We start from the raw sequence: 14,967 nt of genomic DNA, 5'->3' as shown, positions 1-14,967 counted from the left end.
TCCCTAGCAGGGAGGTATAACTTCAACACACTTCTCATACGGATTTAAAATCTACTCTGAAATGTAAGGGAGCCTCAATCTGATAATGGACGGGCGTTTTGCCAGTATACCATCCAGTTTTTTACCCACAGCCAGAGACAAGGAGCTTTGAGGGCCCATGCCATTATGCCCTCTAACGTCACCCCCTTTTTCTATCTGCTATGTTTGTGCTGGTTTTTGATGAGCCGTAAGTATCATCAACGTCAGCGGTTTATCTGTGAGCCCAGTTGTTATTTTTTGGGGTGAAACCATGGGTTGATCAAGAATAGAAAATTTATTCCCATGAGGGGGTAAATTATTTTTAACGCTGATAATCTTCGAGGATTGAGTCAGCGGTTTACTTGTGATTAACGGATTATCTTTGATGGGATTGTCAGATTACAACATTTGTTCAGGCGGTTTCTTTTCCGAAATAAGATGAATATCAACGGGTTTATCAATGCAATAGAAATAGATATCGGTGGTGCTACATCCGAGACATCCCTGCTTGACCTGATAGTCAATGACCCCTTTTGCACCCTGCGTTCTTATCTAGTGTTTGGCATTTAAATAGCCTTTTGATATTTGACTTAATACTACAATCTGATTGGCGTGGGTCACGGCAAAGTAATCACCTGGAAGATAGTTTCCTTTTTCTCCCTCAAAATCATACATCGCTTTTATCCAGTGACCTGTGATAACAGGTAAGGGTATGACCACATAGTTTTCTTTCCAGTCCGGTATTGTGCTGTTGATTTCAACCGAAGAGCCTGACCAGTTTACCGTCAGAGTGGGTATCGGTACAGAACACACAGCCAACATGATCCCCGCCACGGTTAGCAATTTTTCATGGATATTGCCGCTGATTGGTACTGTAGTTAGTTAAGTGATTAACATCACAGGGAACAATGTGAGAGTTATCAAAATTCACTTTATCTTTTTTAAGTGGTTAATTGATCTCTATCAATCTAATCAAAATTGATGGCTTCCAGTTCCCGGCGTAACAACGAATGAGCCAAGTCTAGCTTGCTTGAGAATTGTCCTTTTTTAGATTTGACTTTACATTTTGTAAATACAGAGAAAGGTCAATCAACTTATCCATAAATAAATTATCATTTTAATACATAGCCTTGTGGCACTTTATCGGGTGCTCACCTTATTAAAATAATAAACTGCTCTTCAAATTTCAGTGTCCCTAGTTCCTGTGGTAAGACTAATGCACGTTGTGAATCATTTTCTGATTCTCCCTGCGATGTACCAGTTTTATTGCGGCTTTTACTTTTTTCTTTGGCTTTTAACGTGGTATACCCCAATTTTCCAGACACTTCATCGGCATCATCTTTTTCACTTACGGCATAAATCACCCTGCAAGGGTGCATCGACATTAACGTTTTGACGCTATATACATCGTAAATCTCTATCAGTTGTGAAAGGTTCTAGTAAATAGTCAGTAATTTGAGTTTAAATCCGGCAATAAACCCAGATGTCTTTTTAATGTAGTGCATGGCACCAATCGCGGGAAATTCATCAAGAAGGGAAAGGACTTCATGTCGGTTATCAGGCGAAAAATCGGGGTTTTCGCCCATGTCCACATCAATGGCGACGTTAAAAAAACAAGTGCATGAATTTATCAGCAATATTGACATCATCTGCACTCATATCCGGATACACCGTCATTTTTTCTTTTCTGAGCAAGCGGCGATCAGAGTCGTTGCGATCGGTGGCCTTGCGAAACAAGAGTAAAGTAAATAAATGCAGCTGTTTCTAGAAGGTTTCTTCCATATTGGATTTAGCTTCCCCTGCTGACTCAAATAGCTGCTTGATTTTATTCAGTGCATCGGTAATAAGATAATAGTTATTATCATGTTTTACTTTTTTAATCTATCCCTCACGGTTATTAAGTAAGTCCTGCTGATTAACGTTGTAGTAGAAGTCTAGCATTGTGCTGATGGAGAACAGCGGTTTTACGTCGGCCGTTTCCAGATATTTACGGTCATATGTCATGGAAAAGTGCAATAATCCGATGCAAGCAATAAAAAAACGACCCGCACGACTCTTAAAATGTGCATCAGCTTTGGACAGTCCAACCACCGGCCAAAACGTGGTAGACAGGTTAATCAGGTTATAGCCCTCTTTTTATAATGCAGATCAACATAAAACAGCGGATTAAATCCATAGGGTTTTCTGGAAAAGGGATCAAGAAAAAATACCTTTTGTTTCAATACCTTTTGTCCGTATCGGCTGTTAATATTGTAGCATTCCTGCTTAGTGTCAAGAACGACTATCGAATCTTTAAAATCAAGGAGGTTAGGAATAACAATTCCTGCACCTTTACCTGCACCCATTGAGACAAAATCTGGGTATAACGTAATAATAGTTTGCCACTGTACATAACGATTATAACACCGCTTTTTTCCTCATTTCACCATGATATATATTTCGATTGACGAATATCAGCATCTGTCGCAAAGCGGGATCTCTATCAAGAGCGCGATCTTCGAGTACCGGCCATTAGAAATAGCCACATAATTCATACCCCCGCTTCCGCATAAACCCAAACCCAGAGATTTGATGCTATTAAATCATATATCATATCGAACATGACTATCTGTCAACACTTGTCATAATATCCAAAACCGCCATGTTTTCAGCAACTGAATCAGTCCGACACCGTTTATCTGATAGACAGCGTTGCTGTCTATCAGCCATGTCACCCTCAACGAGGCAATAAGCAGAAACAGAAGTTGACCTTTATCAATAGATTTCATCTTTCAATCTCCTAATATAATCGGCTTTATCTGCTTCCTTGAGGTAGATTCCCCCATATGACGTAGATCTCCCTCTATCTGGATGATAGCGATCACATCGACACTGTTTAATACTTTGCTCAATAACACGCTGTAGAGCAGATTAGCACTGCGGTATTCTGAAAGCACCATTCTACTCATACCTGCATCGCTGCATAACAGGATCCTGCATGAATACTAGTGACACATCCTTCATTCCCTGAGCCAATGATTTTTGTAAATTCCCATACCTCTCTGCCTCGGATCTAGTTAATCAGGATGAGGTCAGGATTCATACGGCAATTAGCGCAAACCAGAGAATCGGTGGTGATAATCGCTTTATTACTGTGACCACCTTCACTAGGGTAAAACAGATAAGCATAATTTTTATGGCGAGTAAAAAACACCACCGAGTTATCTTCAATAGTGGTAATACGCAAATAGAGTGTAATAAAATCAATCAGCATTTTTAAATACGTGGTTTTTCCCGATCCACTTTCACCACAAAACATCATCGTTTTTCCATATTCCATGCACTTTTCAATAAAACGCAGAATATTTTTATTATTGTAAAGTTGCAATAACTCCTTGTTATGTACTCCAGATGACGATTTCCCGACTACCCGGTCATCAAACCCGTTATCCATATAGCTTTGGTGAGATAATTGTATCGTTGAAGGTTTGCGTAACGTAATCGATACCGTGTCACGCTGACAGGCTGGCGGTAAAATAATCTGCCCTATCTCACCACTTTCAGTGTGACAGACAGCACGGGATTTATGTCAGAAATAAAATTCCCATTTTCATAAAACCGCCGTTTTTATGTTTTTCATATATTTTTACTTTTTCTCAACAAAACCAAGCACGATAATGGCTAAAATTAGGGCAATCATTTATTTAAAAATCGATCTTTATTTTCTTTTTTAAATTGAGTGACCTCTGGCTGGGAATCTGCTCTTTTCATTATTTTTTTCGCTTAATACTTTCTCTTTTTCTAATTTCAGCGTTTTTCCAACGTGACAGTCGTCATTGCGGCAGGAGTTCCGCTTTTATCGGATAACTTTATTTCCTGTGATTTTTTTAGCTAGTTCGAGCATGATTTTATCTGGCTTTTTATCATTTTGATCACTTATTCTTTTTTCTCCATACGCTCAACCGGTAGCAATACCGTATTACCATCATGCACTTTCACTCGTCCAAATCCTTTATTAACGATACCAATAATGGCATTGCCATACCGTAGTACAAACGACGGGCTCACTTGCTGAATGACTAGTACCTTGTAATTACCTTGTTGCTCTACCGTGCTGTTAACAATCTGTTCCCTGCCATCAATAAACAAAACAGCCCCCGGGAATTTTGTAACAGGGGAAAAACTCAGATAAGTAACCCGTCCATCATCATAGGCAAAATCTGGGATGATCATACCGCTGTTTTGACCCGGCTGCATCAAGTATTCCCAATTTCGTGGAGCCTGAGAATTTTTGATCGCCTTGATGATGTTTTTGCTCAAAAACCTGCTACATTTCGTTCTGACGTGCTTCTTCCCTTTTTTCGGCTTTTTTAAGCTCTTTCTGTGGATAGCTGTAGTGCACAAATAAGCTTGCTGCCCTGCTGTTTTACTAGTTCATTTACCCGTCATTCCATTGAGTAATTACGTTGGGTAGTCACTACAAACAGAGATTGGTTGTCCAGTTCTCAAACCCGCTCTAGGCGCGTAATATTACCGTCTCTGCCCATCACTTCCTCGGTCTGTGTGACAGGTACAGGAGTGATATAAACTAGATTAGCATTATTCTGGACATCCCAGCCTTTTTTAATTCCTGTCCGAGCATCGAGTACGACTGCCTCGTCATTAAAAAGAGTGTTGATAAAAAGTCCACCCGCGTGTTGATGACGGTCGTGTTATCATCGTTATAGCTTACTGCTACATCCGGCTATCAAATCGGCTTCCCTGCGGAAACGCTGCCGCCTACACTCCATTAATAAACAGCCACAGGGTAAATCTCGCTATTTTTCGTTGCATTAGTTTATCCCTTGCTCGCGTTCAGTGGTGTAGGTTGTAACGATAAAGCCCAACAAATTAACTTCACTCTGGCTTTCTGTTAGTTCTTTTTCCGGTATATAGCGAACTGTCAAACGCGCTACCCAGAACTTAACCTTCTCTAAACGTGTCTTAACATCCCTGATGGTTTTTTAAAATGCACGGTAGCCACTTTATTTGTCGCTTTGGCCTCGGTAATAAAATCAGACACAATCCGTTATCAGTACCAGTGATTGCGCATTCTGATAAGACGTATCCGACGAGGTTGAGCCAGATAAAATATCGAGGTAGGCATTATTAATTGACATCGATGCTGTTAAATTCCTGCGTCACGTCATAATCATTTTAAAGCGAAAAATAATTATATCCTTCCCTGCGTTTGATGTACTCTGCCCGCCAAAACTTTTTGGTGAACTCACTTGCATTAAATGTTACACGATTAACCAAGGTGCCGCACTCTATTCGTCCAGTCATACCATCCGTCACATACAATGCGGTGTCAGTCTGTGTAATGGTCGTATAATTACTGCGGCTCTCACCAAAATCGCTCTAATCCACAGAAAAATCCCGACAAAAAATCCCTCTTTTCGGTCACGCCAATCCTGTTCAAGCATATGTTGCTTAAAGTTCTTTGCCGTGCGCGCTACCTGCTCGACTTCAGACATAGTAAATCACCTCCGAGGAATTTATCGGAACCAATTCGCCAGATACACCGCAGGGTTTTTGATATGACGAGACACATCTCTCCAATACGCTAATTAGCGAAAACAAAATAAAAGTTTTCATGATTATGATTACCTGATAGATACGTTTTTATGCGCGAATTTTTGGAGGGATTTTATAGGACGTAATAACTGATTAATTGAAATCCATGAAACATCACGCAAAAAAAGAACATAAAAACTCACACCACTAATTCCGGCTAGCCACAACAATTGATTTGCAATTATTCCTGTCACCTTGGACGTCGTTTCTGAATCTTCTGCACTACAAAACGGATCGCTCTCACCACGCCATATCTAGCCATTGCAGCCTAACACAGGGATTTTTTTCATCGAGCGCACGGCTACTTCAATCTTCATAGCTCTTGTGAATTAATCCATTCGTACTACTGATCTCCACTTTAGTTGAACCCATAGCCCCCTTTACTGCCATCCCCGTACTCATGCCCCAGCATTACCATCTTTACACTGCCGCATTCACACTGACACCGGCAATTTGCCGAGCAGCTTTTGACGAAAATACTACGAGCGCATCCGCAATCACTTCAGCAACAAAGAACATTAATCCCATTGTCATTAAATTAGACTCGGATGCTTGATCAACCATTTTTGTGAAAATAAGATTGATAAATCGAATGACCCCCATCATCACAATAGACGCAAACTTGATAGCCAATATGGCGGAAAATCGCCTGTAACCAGTTATTTAATATCTGTTCGTAAAAAACCAAACATCAAACCAAATCCAAAGATTGGCGCAGTAACAGACATCAGCACAATAGTATACTCAGCCGACAGATAAACTAGAGCAGTAAAAACAAGTATTACTCTCCCGCCAATTAATGTTAATAATGCACCGATACCCAGCCATTTTTACATATTTTGAAGTATCGAATTTTAATAATCTAGCTGATATATGTTGCATTCTTATCCAAAGGTCGTCTAGATAAGTCCACGGTTCACCCTTGCTAATCCCCTTTTTTAATCTTTTCATTGCCATAATAGAGAAATCGAGCCATCCTCCCGCATTGGTAATAAACAGGGTGATTACACACATTTTATCAACATTGTAGATTCAATCTTCCAAAGGCTTTTGATACTTACCCGCGATAATTTGATAACCCGTCACTAAAAGATATCAGGTAAATGACGCAGTCAACAGCGTAGAAAACAAACTTCCATAAAAGCCCATCTTCCACAGCGTGGCTGTGGTTAGCGCTGAAATAATAAATGTAGCCATTGACTTAAAAAACCTGATCCCATATTTATTCCTTCATCATTATAAAAATGAGTGATTACGAATCATTTAGTAATCACCCTAAATGAGGTGTTGAATTTAACTTTTTTCAATAAATCTATGAATTTATCACTTGCTTCTTTTAAATTACCTAGCGGATTAGCAAAACCTAAAGCAGCATGATGTGCGTCATCATAGTTGTCATTATTACCGCCTATTTACAGGCATTTTTTATAATCCTTATAGGTTTCATCAGGATGTTGTTTATACCACGCTTCAGATTTCTCCTCTTCTTTTTCTTTACATCCCGATATTATTAACACACTAAACAAAGCCAGTAATATCATTCCTGTTTTTCATGCGCCTACATCTCCAAAATGTGGGATGGTGTCGTTATACGTTTGCTCTGCAAACGCCTTTCTCTTTTTCTATTCTAACAATTTATCACGTTGTTCCGCTGCTTTAATATTCATTTCCCATTGGCAAATTAATGAATGCAGTTGAATACTCTTCGCCTACACTGCGTTAGCCAGATCTTGTGATTCCTTAGTATCTTTGGCATAAGCAATGCGATTGGTCATTTTTCCTATTGTATATAACGTCTTGTTGGCTTGATTTTACACATCAAGTGTTTGTTTTCAGTGATAGCCTTTGTTGATTGCTTCTTTTTCACACAATGTCGAATAGCGTTTTGCGCGGGCTTTTACTTTAAGATCGCAGTCATTAAAGTCACTAAATTTCTGGTAAAGATGCTTCATATCTCCTGTAATCGCGCCATCACGAATTACTAGATCATTGAGACTGAGTCCCTGCTTCTGAAAGTCTTGAATATCATATTTCAGACCCTTAGACTACGATACAAAACCTTGAATATCGCGTAAGCCCGTTGCAGTTGCTAATTGATTTTATCAGCGTTTATCTGGGCCTTGTAGTGCGCTTCCATCCACTGCTTATCTTTAGCCCATTGTTAGGCATTTAACAGCTTTGCTACAGGGTCAAAAACAAGGATCCCTTCCGCAGAAATTGTAATAGAAAGCGACAGGAGGAATGCCGAAATAAATGTAGATCTCACCTTGCGATTCCCCTCTTATCACGCCTTTTCCAGATAGCTGTCTAGCTAATCCTCCGCCTGCATCTGCAGTTGCTAGATTTCATCAAATATTTTAAGGTTAGATTCGCCGGCACTGAGTACCTTGAAATAATTACCTAACACGACCAGATCAAAAGAGATCAGCCCCGCAAACTTTTTTCTATCTCCGCATCTCAACGTACTTTTCACCAAGAGAAACTGAGAAGAAGCCGTGTCAAGGTTCCTGATCACCTTAAAGTGCGCTAGAACAACCTTTGCTTTTAGCACGTAATCGTCATAATCCGCGGCTGGGTTCGGCAACCAAATATCTGTTTCAGTCACTTCCAGCGCATCTTTAAGGCCACCCATAAACCGGCAATCGTCGCAGTGGCAATAGAAATAGAATGCATACCGACAATTAACGCTTTCAGGAATTTATGTACTGGCTCAAATCCAGCTGAAAATGTCGGCGCAGCAAACAGGTAAAAATAGCCACAGAGCAGTCTGTGCCGAACGATTCATTACATTTTTTAGTTTCAATTGGATACTTTAATGATTTCAATATTGTACGTCTGCACGTATAAAGTGAGAGGGATAGATAACAACCGACGTGGAGTCCATTAATAGTATATTGACTCTTTGGTTGAATGATTTTGTTAATTCGCCTTTATCTTCTATTACTTGTAGGATAGTGAGAAATAACACCGTTATTGCTAGGCTTGCGTTCCGCTTATGGAATAATTTCAGCAAGGGCGTATAGATTAAAATCGTACTTCTACTCGTGCAATGTCAAGTGTAGGGATGAACCATTGTTGCGCACTGCATCACCATTTTGATCAGGCGGACTTTCCTGAGTGATATAGACGTTATAAGTTGGTTTTCTCATTGTGAGTTTCTCATTTTGAATTATTCGTTTATGTCATTTCTATGGTCGGTCTCTTTCTTCCTCCGTTCCCAAAATATGTTTTAAATTCATCTTTTTTTATGACTATCTCGTTCAACGACATAGTGAATAAACTCAGTGATAGTCACGGGACGTCCAATATAATAACCGATATTAAGCACGATTTTACCGAGACGATTACGTAATACCTCGCCCATATAAATCTTTTTTCCAGGACGCAAAAAGTTGTTTAAACATTAACTTTTTCCTTGATAAGGATGACTATCAGCCTCAGAGCTTCACCGCATAGAGGTAAGTCTTGGCTAAGCAACGGTTGGTACAGCTGGCTTCTTCTTTGCTATTTATTATGTTTACTCTTTTTGTAAGAGTATCAAGACAATCGACCAGTCTATCAATGTTATCTCTTTTTTGATCTAACGTTTTCCTTCTTATTGAATCAATTATGTCTTCGGTTAAACGGGTCATTTTTTCACCCCGTAGAAAACGAAGTCTTAATAGCCGTATTTCATCTTCTTTTTTACACTATTCATAATAGCGCATTTGACGACGCTTACAGCAGCGTTGGCGAGCGTTCATTCATTCCCCCTAAAAGAAGATTAATGGTAAGTACACAAGAAGATACTTACTACAAATCCCCCTGTTGATGATTTATGTAAACCTGTGTCTGCATACATCCAGACAGCAAGTATTATAAGCTCCGCCTTGAGCGTAAAAATCAAGGCTATCGGTGATCACTGCATATAACTTAACTGTTTCCCGCCATGCCGGACCACTCATACTGATTTATTAAAGAGCAGGCGCCACGGTTCAGATAATAGGCGCTTCTACCAACACCGGATGTTTTCAGTATCAGGTTGCTAGAAAACGGTGAGTGAGGGCAGATGATGACAGAAAATTTTGGGATCGGGCATCACCCTGAGGGTGATTTTTGGTTAAAATTTAATCAAATAACACGCTGTAAAGAATAAAAATACTTTGGTAGCCTTTATCTAATTACAAAAAAATCATTTACAGCAACAGAAACGACAACAATGACAGCAATCGCATGAGCACCCTCCTTTGTAATGATTAATCAAAAAATGAAATAATACTTTTAGCTCTGAGGTGTGATCTGTATTAAGCTTTTGTATGTCATTGCTCCAATGTGATTTAACTGTGTTAATCGATATATTTAATATCAAAGCAATTTTATTGCTTTGATATCTAGAACAATAAAGAAAAACAACCTTAACCTCTTTAAATGAAAGTTCTGATAAGATTTCAGCATAAAATGCAAAATCTGCGGCCCTTAATTTTCTTATTTCTCTCTCTTTCATATTAGCAATTATTCTTAGAGCACGTCGCTCTGACAATGACTCTTAAATGATAATGACGTGACTACCAGAAGGAAGAAATTCAGGAGGAAGGTATCGATTTATACCGTTATCGTGGCAATAGTTTATAAATTGTCTACAATTATATACCCTGTCTATTGGATAAGTAGACTGCAAGTTGTTTTCTATCACCCAATAAGACAAATTCAGTTTCTTGCCAACTTCCTTACTACTTAATCGCTCTACCAAACAAAATATAATTTGTTGCTCTCGCGGGATAAACCTGTTATTTGACTGAATAAGATTAATGAGATAAGGGGGATCCTCATTCGATATATTCAATCACCGATAAAAATAGGAAGGGCTTGGCATAAAAAAAGGCTCCTTGGTAAATATTCTTTTCATCGAATCGTGGTAAAAAATTAAACCGACAAGGTTGAGGGGGTTATTTATAAGCAGTGAGTGGTGTACTCAAAAGCGATAACGGCAATCTCTTCTCGCGCATAACCTCTTACTGTGGATAAAAAACGTCTAGAAATTGAGAAGACGCCGCCGTCATCCCCAGAATATCTATCATCGCGGCATTGGTATAAACCTGAGATTCCGCATCAGTAAGGACACAGGAGATCGTGAAACTTTGCAACATTGCTTGATGGAACTATTCATGCGACATCCCTCTATCTTCAGAATGGATGCACGTTGGCGAGGCGTTAAGTTTTTAGAAATGCGGCAAATTTCGCCAGGATGGCGGGTAGAGCGTTACAGATATGCTGTCAAATGGGATGCAGACTTTCTTGAGGTCACTAGATTCTGCTACTACCGAAGGCGCTAATCTTATAGGTGGTAGACCAGACGGGGTTAGCACTACCGGACTTCAAGGACACCGGCTATCCTTAGGTATTCCCAGACTGAGGCATCATAAATTACAAATATGCTAAAGGCTTCTTTGACACATAAAAAAGACGCTTTTGTCATCTGGTGTCGCCTCGAAGAGACGCGGGATGCTAATCTCTGTTAACCATGAACGGTTAACATCTCAATTATAGAGACTGGTCTAAAAATCGGCAAGAAAATATTAATGGAGGTGGATGTACTTTGAGGTTCTGGAATCATCTCTAACTATGAAAGCCAAACAGGGGAGAACAGTAAGACAAGGAGAAAAGGGATTTTTAACGGTCTATGATGTATTTTGTGATAAACTAATCAATCACTTAACTATTGATAATGATAACAATGACTAAAAAATTTACCCAGACTCCCCATAACGCCGTTTTTTGCCAATTTTTCCATGAAAAAAAGACGGCGCAAAACTTTTGAGATATTGACTGCTAGATCAAATTAAAGCCCTGTATCATTTTGAGGCGCTTAAAGTCGAGGCGGGGTCTTTATCTATGAAGACATGAAAGCGCCTCAAAATGATATTCTCTATTCATTGAGTACCGAAAAAGGAAAGTAATACCTCTTCATTGAGGCGAACTCAACCCCGAATAAGCTGAGTGCGTGGCGATTAATGCGGTATAGGTATAGCATGGTGGCGATGCAAAAGCATCTCGACTCGGGGAATAAAACGCTACCATTGGTCTTTGCAGTTTTATTTTATATGGGTAAGAAAAATCCCTATCCTCATAGTACCCATTGGTTAGATTGTTTTGAAGACAGGGGATTAGAGGAGCGTATTTATACCCAGCCCTTCAGACTGGCGGATGTGACGACACTGTAGGATGGGGAAATTCTGCAGCACCGCTGGATGGCATGGTTATAATTAGTACAGAAACAATTCTCCGACGGGATATGAGCGAGTTACTCAATGAAATTATGGCCATTTTATCGTATAATGAGTATACGGATAACCAAGTTATGATGACGATGAATTATCTAATTAAAGAGGGGATTCAAAAAGTGGAAAAAAGGCTTTAATGAAAATCGCGATTTAAATGTTGAAAAGTGGTATAAATAGACGATCTGTGATGAAATTTACTAAATTGACGAGAGAATAGATCAATACGCTGTGCAAACATAATAATTAATTTTTTGTAGATTTCTCTCTTACCTTTTTCACGTTGTTACTCTTTTTTCTCCTCCTATGGAGTCAGGTTACGATTTCTGTTCTACTGTAAGTCTAATCTGAGTCACTCGGTGTCTGGTGAGAAACCTTACTACGATAGAAGGGTGAACACGGAACAGGCGGGCTGCATCAGCGTCTTTTTTCTGCCCCGATGTGACGAGAGAGACAATTTCTTTTTCTGCGGGGGCGTCGTCCACCGGCACGACTATCCTGATGTGCCGACGCAAGTCTGTTCTTTGTCCGTTAAAGAAGCATGGCGTGCTCAAATTCGAAGGAGCCAACAATCTGCATCGTCACCACATCCTGCTGGAGTGGATGTGTCAATATTTGTGGTAATGATGCAGAAATCAGCTCCCGTGTTTCACACCTTTTCCAGCGTCAGCAATAAATCCTTCAGAGAGCGTGAAATACGGCCTAGTTTTCGTACAAAAACTAGTGCATCTTTGCGTAGCTTCAGCAAAAGTCGTTGTAATTCGGGACGATCCTATCGTCCGCCTGATATTTTTTCTTCGAATATCAATTCACGCCCAGCTGACTTTGGTGTTGATAGTTAAGCTTGAGTATCCTTTTCTTGTGTTGAAACTCGTGCATAACCGATGAGCATAATTGCGATTTCCTATTGCCATTTATTTTTACATTGCAACATATTTTTACAATGCACAAGTCCGCATCGCTACGTTGGGATAGAATAGGTTGCACAAACATTCGTTTATGCGTCGTATTTAAAGTGAAAAAAGTTGGCAATTATCTCAGCTACCAGGTCATTAACTTTCATCAATTATGTGAAAACACGCTGTTGCTTCAGCAACTGCTCTAGGGTATCTAGCAGTTTCAGCTTGTCAAACGGCGCAGGTTTGATTCCAATTGCCCCCTGATTTTCGGTGCACTAGTTATTGCGCTTGTGATTTAATCATCCCTGCTTGTTGCCATTACCATTGGCCAAAGGCACTGTTACTGTGGTTTAACCTTCCTTGCACATTTTTTTCACGCTGTCGACTTTTACTCCTGTACGCTTGATTTCAAATGTAATTTTGCTACTTGTTTTGTGAATCACAAAGGTAATTTATCCGACTAAAATTAACCACTTCAAAAAGATTCGGTAGACGATCAGGATCACATTTAAGATCTTCTTTCTTACCGTACCTATATTTATGGGTACATTTAACGTTGTAGACCATCTTTTCAGCTTTCCGGAAAACTTCTCGTGTAACTCGAGCAGGTCTTTTTTACGAATATTAATCTGCTTACCACCATTATCAGGAATGCGAAGTAATGTATGATCATGTGGGTGATGTGCTTTATCCATATGGCATGCCTAAGCCTAAAAAGCGATTTTCAGGATATTTTTGCTTTAGTGTCTCCTCTATTGCTTAAAAAATATCTTTTTCTGATACCTCTGCTATTTTGGGGGATGTAAACACCATGTTATGCACCAGATTAGGTGATCTGCCATGGGTCTGCTTTTTATCTTCATCATCGATAAGAGATTCGTACGCTTCTTTTTTTGTTCACGGTCAGCGATGTGATATTCTACCCCATTATTATCACGGAAGGTAATTACCCCTTCTCGTGCAATATAGTTTATTTCATTTTTACCCCGCGATGCGCTAGCCGGCCTCGCGGGGACTTTACCATTATCTCATGGCCTTCTCCCTTCTGCAACATCTGGCTAGTGATAAGGGGGTCGTCTGGCCTGTTCGTGTTGCCCCGTAATTTACGCGATTTATATTCAACATCCAATTTTTACCTATTCTTTTTGACATAAAATCCCCTTGTCATTTTGGCGTATTACGGATTTTTAAGCTACATACATTCACGGCAGCATTAGTCAATTGTCTAACGGATTTTTTCACGGTCTCAACTTCCCTATGAAGTTTTTACCACCCCCCATAACTCAGTGTCTTTTACATCATGATACTGACGTTGACAAATAATCGTAGCCAGATTACGAACTGCCGTATTGACGGCATTTCTTACCCGGCATAATTCTTCCACTTCCTCATCTAGAAGAACAGGCTCTGTAGTCATGGCAAGATTTAACATAAATCTGATTTCTTTAGATACTAATCAATGCCGGAAATCAGCTTGTAGAGTCAACTGGTTAAGCATCTTGTTGGATAAACGGATTTGCCTCACATTTGATAATGTCGACTCTTTTCTGGCAATGTTATCGACTTCTTCATGTTTTGAAAAATAATTTCATTTGTAAACACATAAAAAAACGGGCGGTGAGAACGACAAATATGCATATTTGTCGTGGCTACGCATATCCGGTATCGTCTGTTTATATTGTTGGTGATTTTGACTTTTTGTTACTAGATGGTTTTCCTCGTGTCAGGATAAGCCAAACAATGCCTGTCAGCGGAAAAAGTTATCTAAGTGGAATGAAGAAAAATATTTGGATTACGGCTATAATTCTTTTATTCATCATCTGCAAGAAATTCGTATTTAAGTTACTATGACATTGTAAAATTTGATGAAAATTTTGTACTAGATTTTTAGTACAGAATCCCAATTGATTTTAGTACAAAAACTGTGTTGATCTGCAAATCGCGGCTTCCCTAACCTTCAAAAACCCTCTTAAACCGTCCTGTATTGATTTTAGTACAAAAACTGTGTTGATCTGCAAATCGCGGCTTCCCTAACCTTCAAAAACCCTCTTAAACCGTCCTGTATTGATCTATGAGAAGAAATCTCCTTTTGGTAATGCACATAGAAGGGGTTTTTATTTGATGCTCTTTAAAATGGTTTTTATGAGGTTTTAGAGGCGTTTCGTTCAAACACGTCTAATGTCTAAGAATTTTAAAAA

Annotated in this window: 18 protein-coding genes and 1 pseudogene; 3 read left to right on the top strand and 16 right to left on the bottom strand. The window is 39.4% G+C overall.

Annotated elements, in window-relative coordinates:
* Positions 1-570 precede the first annotated feature (570 nt).
* Together CICURV3402_RS05340 and CICURV3402_RS06880 are read right to left on the bottom strand one after the other, a co-directional pair.
* Positions 571-840: a cag pathogenicity island Cag12 family protein gene (locus tag CICURV3402_RS05340; RefSeq protein ID WP_158380150.1), complete on the bottom strand. Its 270-nt coding sequence runs from the start codon at positions 838-840 to the stop codon at positions 571-573.
* A 329-nt stretch (positions 841-1,169) separates the two neighbouring features.
* Positions 1,170-1,604, bottom strand: a pseudogene (locus CICURV3402_RS06880) (type IV secretory system conjugative DNA transfer family protein).
* Here CICURV3402_RS06880 and CICURV3402_RS05325 point away from each other — a divergent pair.
* Positions 1,603-1,761, top strand: coding sequence for a hypothetical protein (locus CICURV3402_RS05325; RefSeq protein ID WP_187306972.1), 159 nt, complete (start codon positions 1,603-1,605; stop codon positions 1,759-1,761). The pseudogene CICURV3402_RS06880 and the gene CICURV3402_RS05325 sit on opposite strands and share 2 nt — an antisense overlap.
* Before the next feature lie 374 nt (positions 1,762-2,135).
* On the opposite strand, the gene CICURV3402_RS05320 is transcribed toward CICURV3402_RS05325, so the two are convergent.
* The 11 genes from CICURV3402_RS05320 to CICURV3402_RS07705 all read right to left on the bottom strand — a co-directional run bounded on the left by CICURV3402_RS05320 (position 2,136) and on the right by CICURV3402_RS07705 (position 10,096).
* Positions 2,136-2,363: a type IV secretory system conjugative DNA transfer family protein gene (locus tag CICURV3402_RS05320; protein WP_158380147.1), complete on the bottom strand. Its 228-nt coding sequence runs from the start codon at positions 2,361-2,363 to the stop codon at positions 2,136-2,138.
* 426 nt (positions 2,364-2,789) lie between these two features.
* Positions 2,790-2,957, bottom strand: coding sequence for a hypothetical protein (locus CICURV3402_RS05315; RefSeq protein ID WP_187306971.1), 168 nt, complete (start codon positions 2,955-2,957; stop codon positions 2,790-2,792).
* Positions 2,958-3,070: 113 nt separating this feature from the next.
* Complete coding sequence (locus CICURV3402_RS05310; protein ID WP_487249581.1) at positions 3,071-3,451, bottom strand: ATPase, T2SS/T4P/T4SS family; 381 nt, start codon at positions 3,449-3,451, stop codon at positions 3,071-3,073.
* 482 nt (positions 3,452-3,933) lie between these two features.
* A complete protein-coding gene (locus CICURV3402_RS05305; protein WP_158380146.1) occupies positions 3,934-4,401 on the bottom strand; it encodes a TrbG/VirB9 family P-type conjugative transfer protein in 468 nt (155 codons plus the stop codon).
* 428 nt (positions 4,402-4,829) lie between these two features.
* Positions 4,830-4,994, bottom strand: coding sequence for a VirB8/TrbF family protein (locus CICURV3402_RS07710; RefSeq protein WP_158380164.1), 165 nt, complete (start codon positions 4,992-4,994; stop codon positions 4,830-4,832).
* Between the two features lie 336 nt (positions 4,995-5,330).
* A complete protein-coding gene (locus CICURV3402_RS05295) occupies positions 5,331-5,513 on the bottom strand; it encodes a hypothetical protein (RefSeq protein ID WP_158380145.1) in 183 nt (60 codons plus the stop codon).
* Positions 5,514-6,033: 520 nt separating this feature from the next.
* The gene (locus CICURV3402_RS05290) at positions 6,034-6,246 is read right to left on the bottom strand and encodes a hypothetical protein (RefSeq protein WP_158380144.1); all 213 of its coding nucleotides are present in this window, start codon (positions 6,244-6,246) and stop codon (positions 6,034-6,036) included.
* A 779-nt stretch (positions 6,247-7,025) separates the two neighbouring features.
* A complete protein-coding gene (locus tag CICURV3402_RS05285; RefSeq protein WP_187306969.1) occupies positions 7,026-7,154 on the bottom strand; it encodes an EexN family lipoprotein in 129 nt (42 codons plus the stop codon).
* A 797-nt stretch (positions 7,155-7,951) separates the two neighbouring features.
* On the bottom strand, positions 7,952-8,245 hold the full coding sequence (locus CICURV3402_RS05280) for a hypothetical protein (protein ID WP_158380143.1): 294 nt from the start codon (positions 8,243-8,245) through the stop codon (positions 7,952-7,954).
* Between the two features lie 603 nt (positions 8,246-8,848).
* On the bottom strand, positions 8,849-8,977 hold the full coding sequence (locus tag CICURV3402_RS07245) for a hypothetical protein (protein ID WP_268904315.1): 129 nt from the start codon (positions 8,975-8,977) through the stop codon (positions 8,849-8,851).
* Between the two features lie 807 nt (positions 8,978-9,784).
* Entirely contained in the window at positions 9,785-10,096 is a 312-nt protein-coding gene (locus CICURV3402_RS07705; RefSeq protein WP_158380142.1) for a helix-turn-helix transcriptional regulator, read from the bottom strand.
* 535 nt (positions 10,097-10,631) lie between these two features.
* Between CICURV3402_RS07705 and CICURV3402_RS05270 the strand changes: the two genes are divergently transcribed.
* Both CICURV3402_RS05270 and CICURV3402_RS06875 read left to right on the top strand, forming a co-directional pair.
* Positions 10,632-10,925: a hypothetical protein gene (locus CICURV3402_RS05270; protein WP_222837052.1), complete on the top strand. Its 294-nt coding sequence runs from the start codon at positions 10,632-10,634 to the stop codon at positions 10,923-10,925.
* 678 nt (positions 10,926-11,603) lie between these two features.
* Positions 11,604-11,813 carry an Rpn family recombination-promoting nuclease/putative transposase gene (locus tag CICURV3402_RS06875; RefSeq protein WP_235667688.1) on the top strand — a complete coding sequence of 70 codons (210 nt, stop codon included), beginning with the start codon at positions 11,604-11,606 and terminating at the stop codon, positions 11,811-11,813.
* A 706-nt stretch (positions 11,814-12,519) separates the two neighbouring features.
* Here CICURV3402_RS06875 and CICURV3402_RS06870 read toward each other — a convergent pair.
* From CICURV3402_RS06870 to CICURV3402_RS05250, 3 genes are all read right to left on the bottom strand, one after another.
* Positions 12,520-12,618, bottom strand: coding sequence for a hypothetical protein (locus CICURV3402_RS06870; RefSeq protein WP_235667687.1), 99 nt, complete (start codon positions 12,616-12,618; stop codon positions 12,520-12,522).
* Between the two features lie 603 nt (positions 12,619-13,221).
* Positions 13,222-13,464 carry a hypothetical protein gene (locus tag CICURV3402_RS05255; RefSeq protein WP_158380141.1) on the bottom strand — a complete coding sequence of 81 codons (243 nt, stop codon included), beginning with the start codon at positions 13,462-13,464 and terminating at the stop codon, positions 13,222-13,224.
* A gap of 560 nt (positions 13,465-14,024) precedes the next feature.
* Positions 14,025-14,201 carry a hypothetical protein gene (locus CICURV3402_RS05250; protein ID WP_187306966.1) on the bottom strand — a complete coding sequence of 59 codons (177 nt, stop codon included), beginning with the start codon at positions 14,199-14,201 and terminating at the stop codon, positions 14,025-14,027.
* Positions 14,202-14,967 lie beyond the last annotated feature (766 nt).

It is taken from the genome of Candidatus Williamhamiltonella defendens (assembly GCF_900699045.1).
GTDB lineage: Bacteria > Pseudomonadota > Gammaproteobacteria > Enterobacterales > Enterobacteriaceae > Hamiltonella > Hamiltonella defensa_A.
Note: the sequence above shows the minus strand (reverse complement) of the source record. Positions and strands in the feature narration are given on the sequence as shown.

Bases quoted from the DNA above. Each gene is read 5' to 3' on its own strand.
- CICURV3402_RS06875 (WP_235667688.1), top strand. From the start codon at position 11,604: ATGCGGTATAGGTATAGCATGGTGGCGATGCAAAAGCATCTCGACTCG.
- CICURV3402_RS05250 (WP_187306966.1), bottom strand. From the start codon at position 14,201: ATGTTAAATCTTGCCATGACTACAGAGCCTGTTCTTCTAGATGAGGAA.
- CICURV3402_RS05325 (WP_187306972.1), top strand. From the start codon at position 1,603: ATGTCCACATCAATGGCGACGTTAAAAAAACAAGTGCATGAATTTATC.
- CICURV3402_RS05285 (WP_187306969.1), bottom strand. From the start codon at position 7,154: ATGATATTACTGGCTTTGTTTAGTGTGTTAATAATATCGGGATGTAAA.
- CICURV3402_RS05255 (WP_158380141.1), bottom strand. From the start codon at position 13,464: ATGGATAAAGCACATCACCCACATGATCATACATTACTTCGCATTCCT.
- CICURV3402_RS05310 (WP_487249581.1), bottom strand. From the start codon at position 3,451: ATGGATAACGGGTTTGATGACCGGGTAGTCGGGAAATCGTCATCTGGA.
- CICURV3402_RS05340 (WP_158380150.1), bottom strand. From the start codon at position 840: ATGTTGGCTGTGTGTTCTGTACCGATACCCACTCTGACGGTAAACTGG.
- CICURV3402_RS05320 (WP_158380147.1), bottom strand. From the start codon at position 2,363: ATGGGTGCAGGTAAAGGTGCAGGAATTGTTATTCCTAACCTCCTTGAT.
- CICURV3402_RS05280 (WP_158380143.1), bottom strand. From the start codon at position 8,245: ATGGGTGGCCTTAAAGATGCGCTGGAAGTGACTGAAACAGATATTTGG.
- CICURV3402_RS05315 (WP_187306971.1), bottom strand. From the start codon at position 2,957: ATGGTGCTTTCAGAATACCGCAGTGCTAATCTGCTCTACAGCGTGTTA.
- CICURV3402_RS05295 (WP_158380145.1), bottom strand. From the start codon at position 5,513: ATGTCTGAAGTCGAGCAGGTAGCGCGCACGGCAAAGAACTTTAAGCAA.
- CICURV3402_RS07245 (WP_268904315.1), bottom strand. From the start codon at position 8,977: ATGGGCGAGGTATTACGTAATCGTCTCGGTAAAATCGTGCTTAATATC.
- CICURV3402_RS07705 (WP_158380142.1), bottom strand. From the start codon at position 10,096: ATGAAAGAGAGAGAAATAAGAAAATTAAGGGCCGCAGATTTTGCATTT.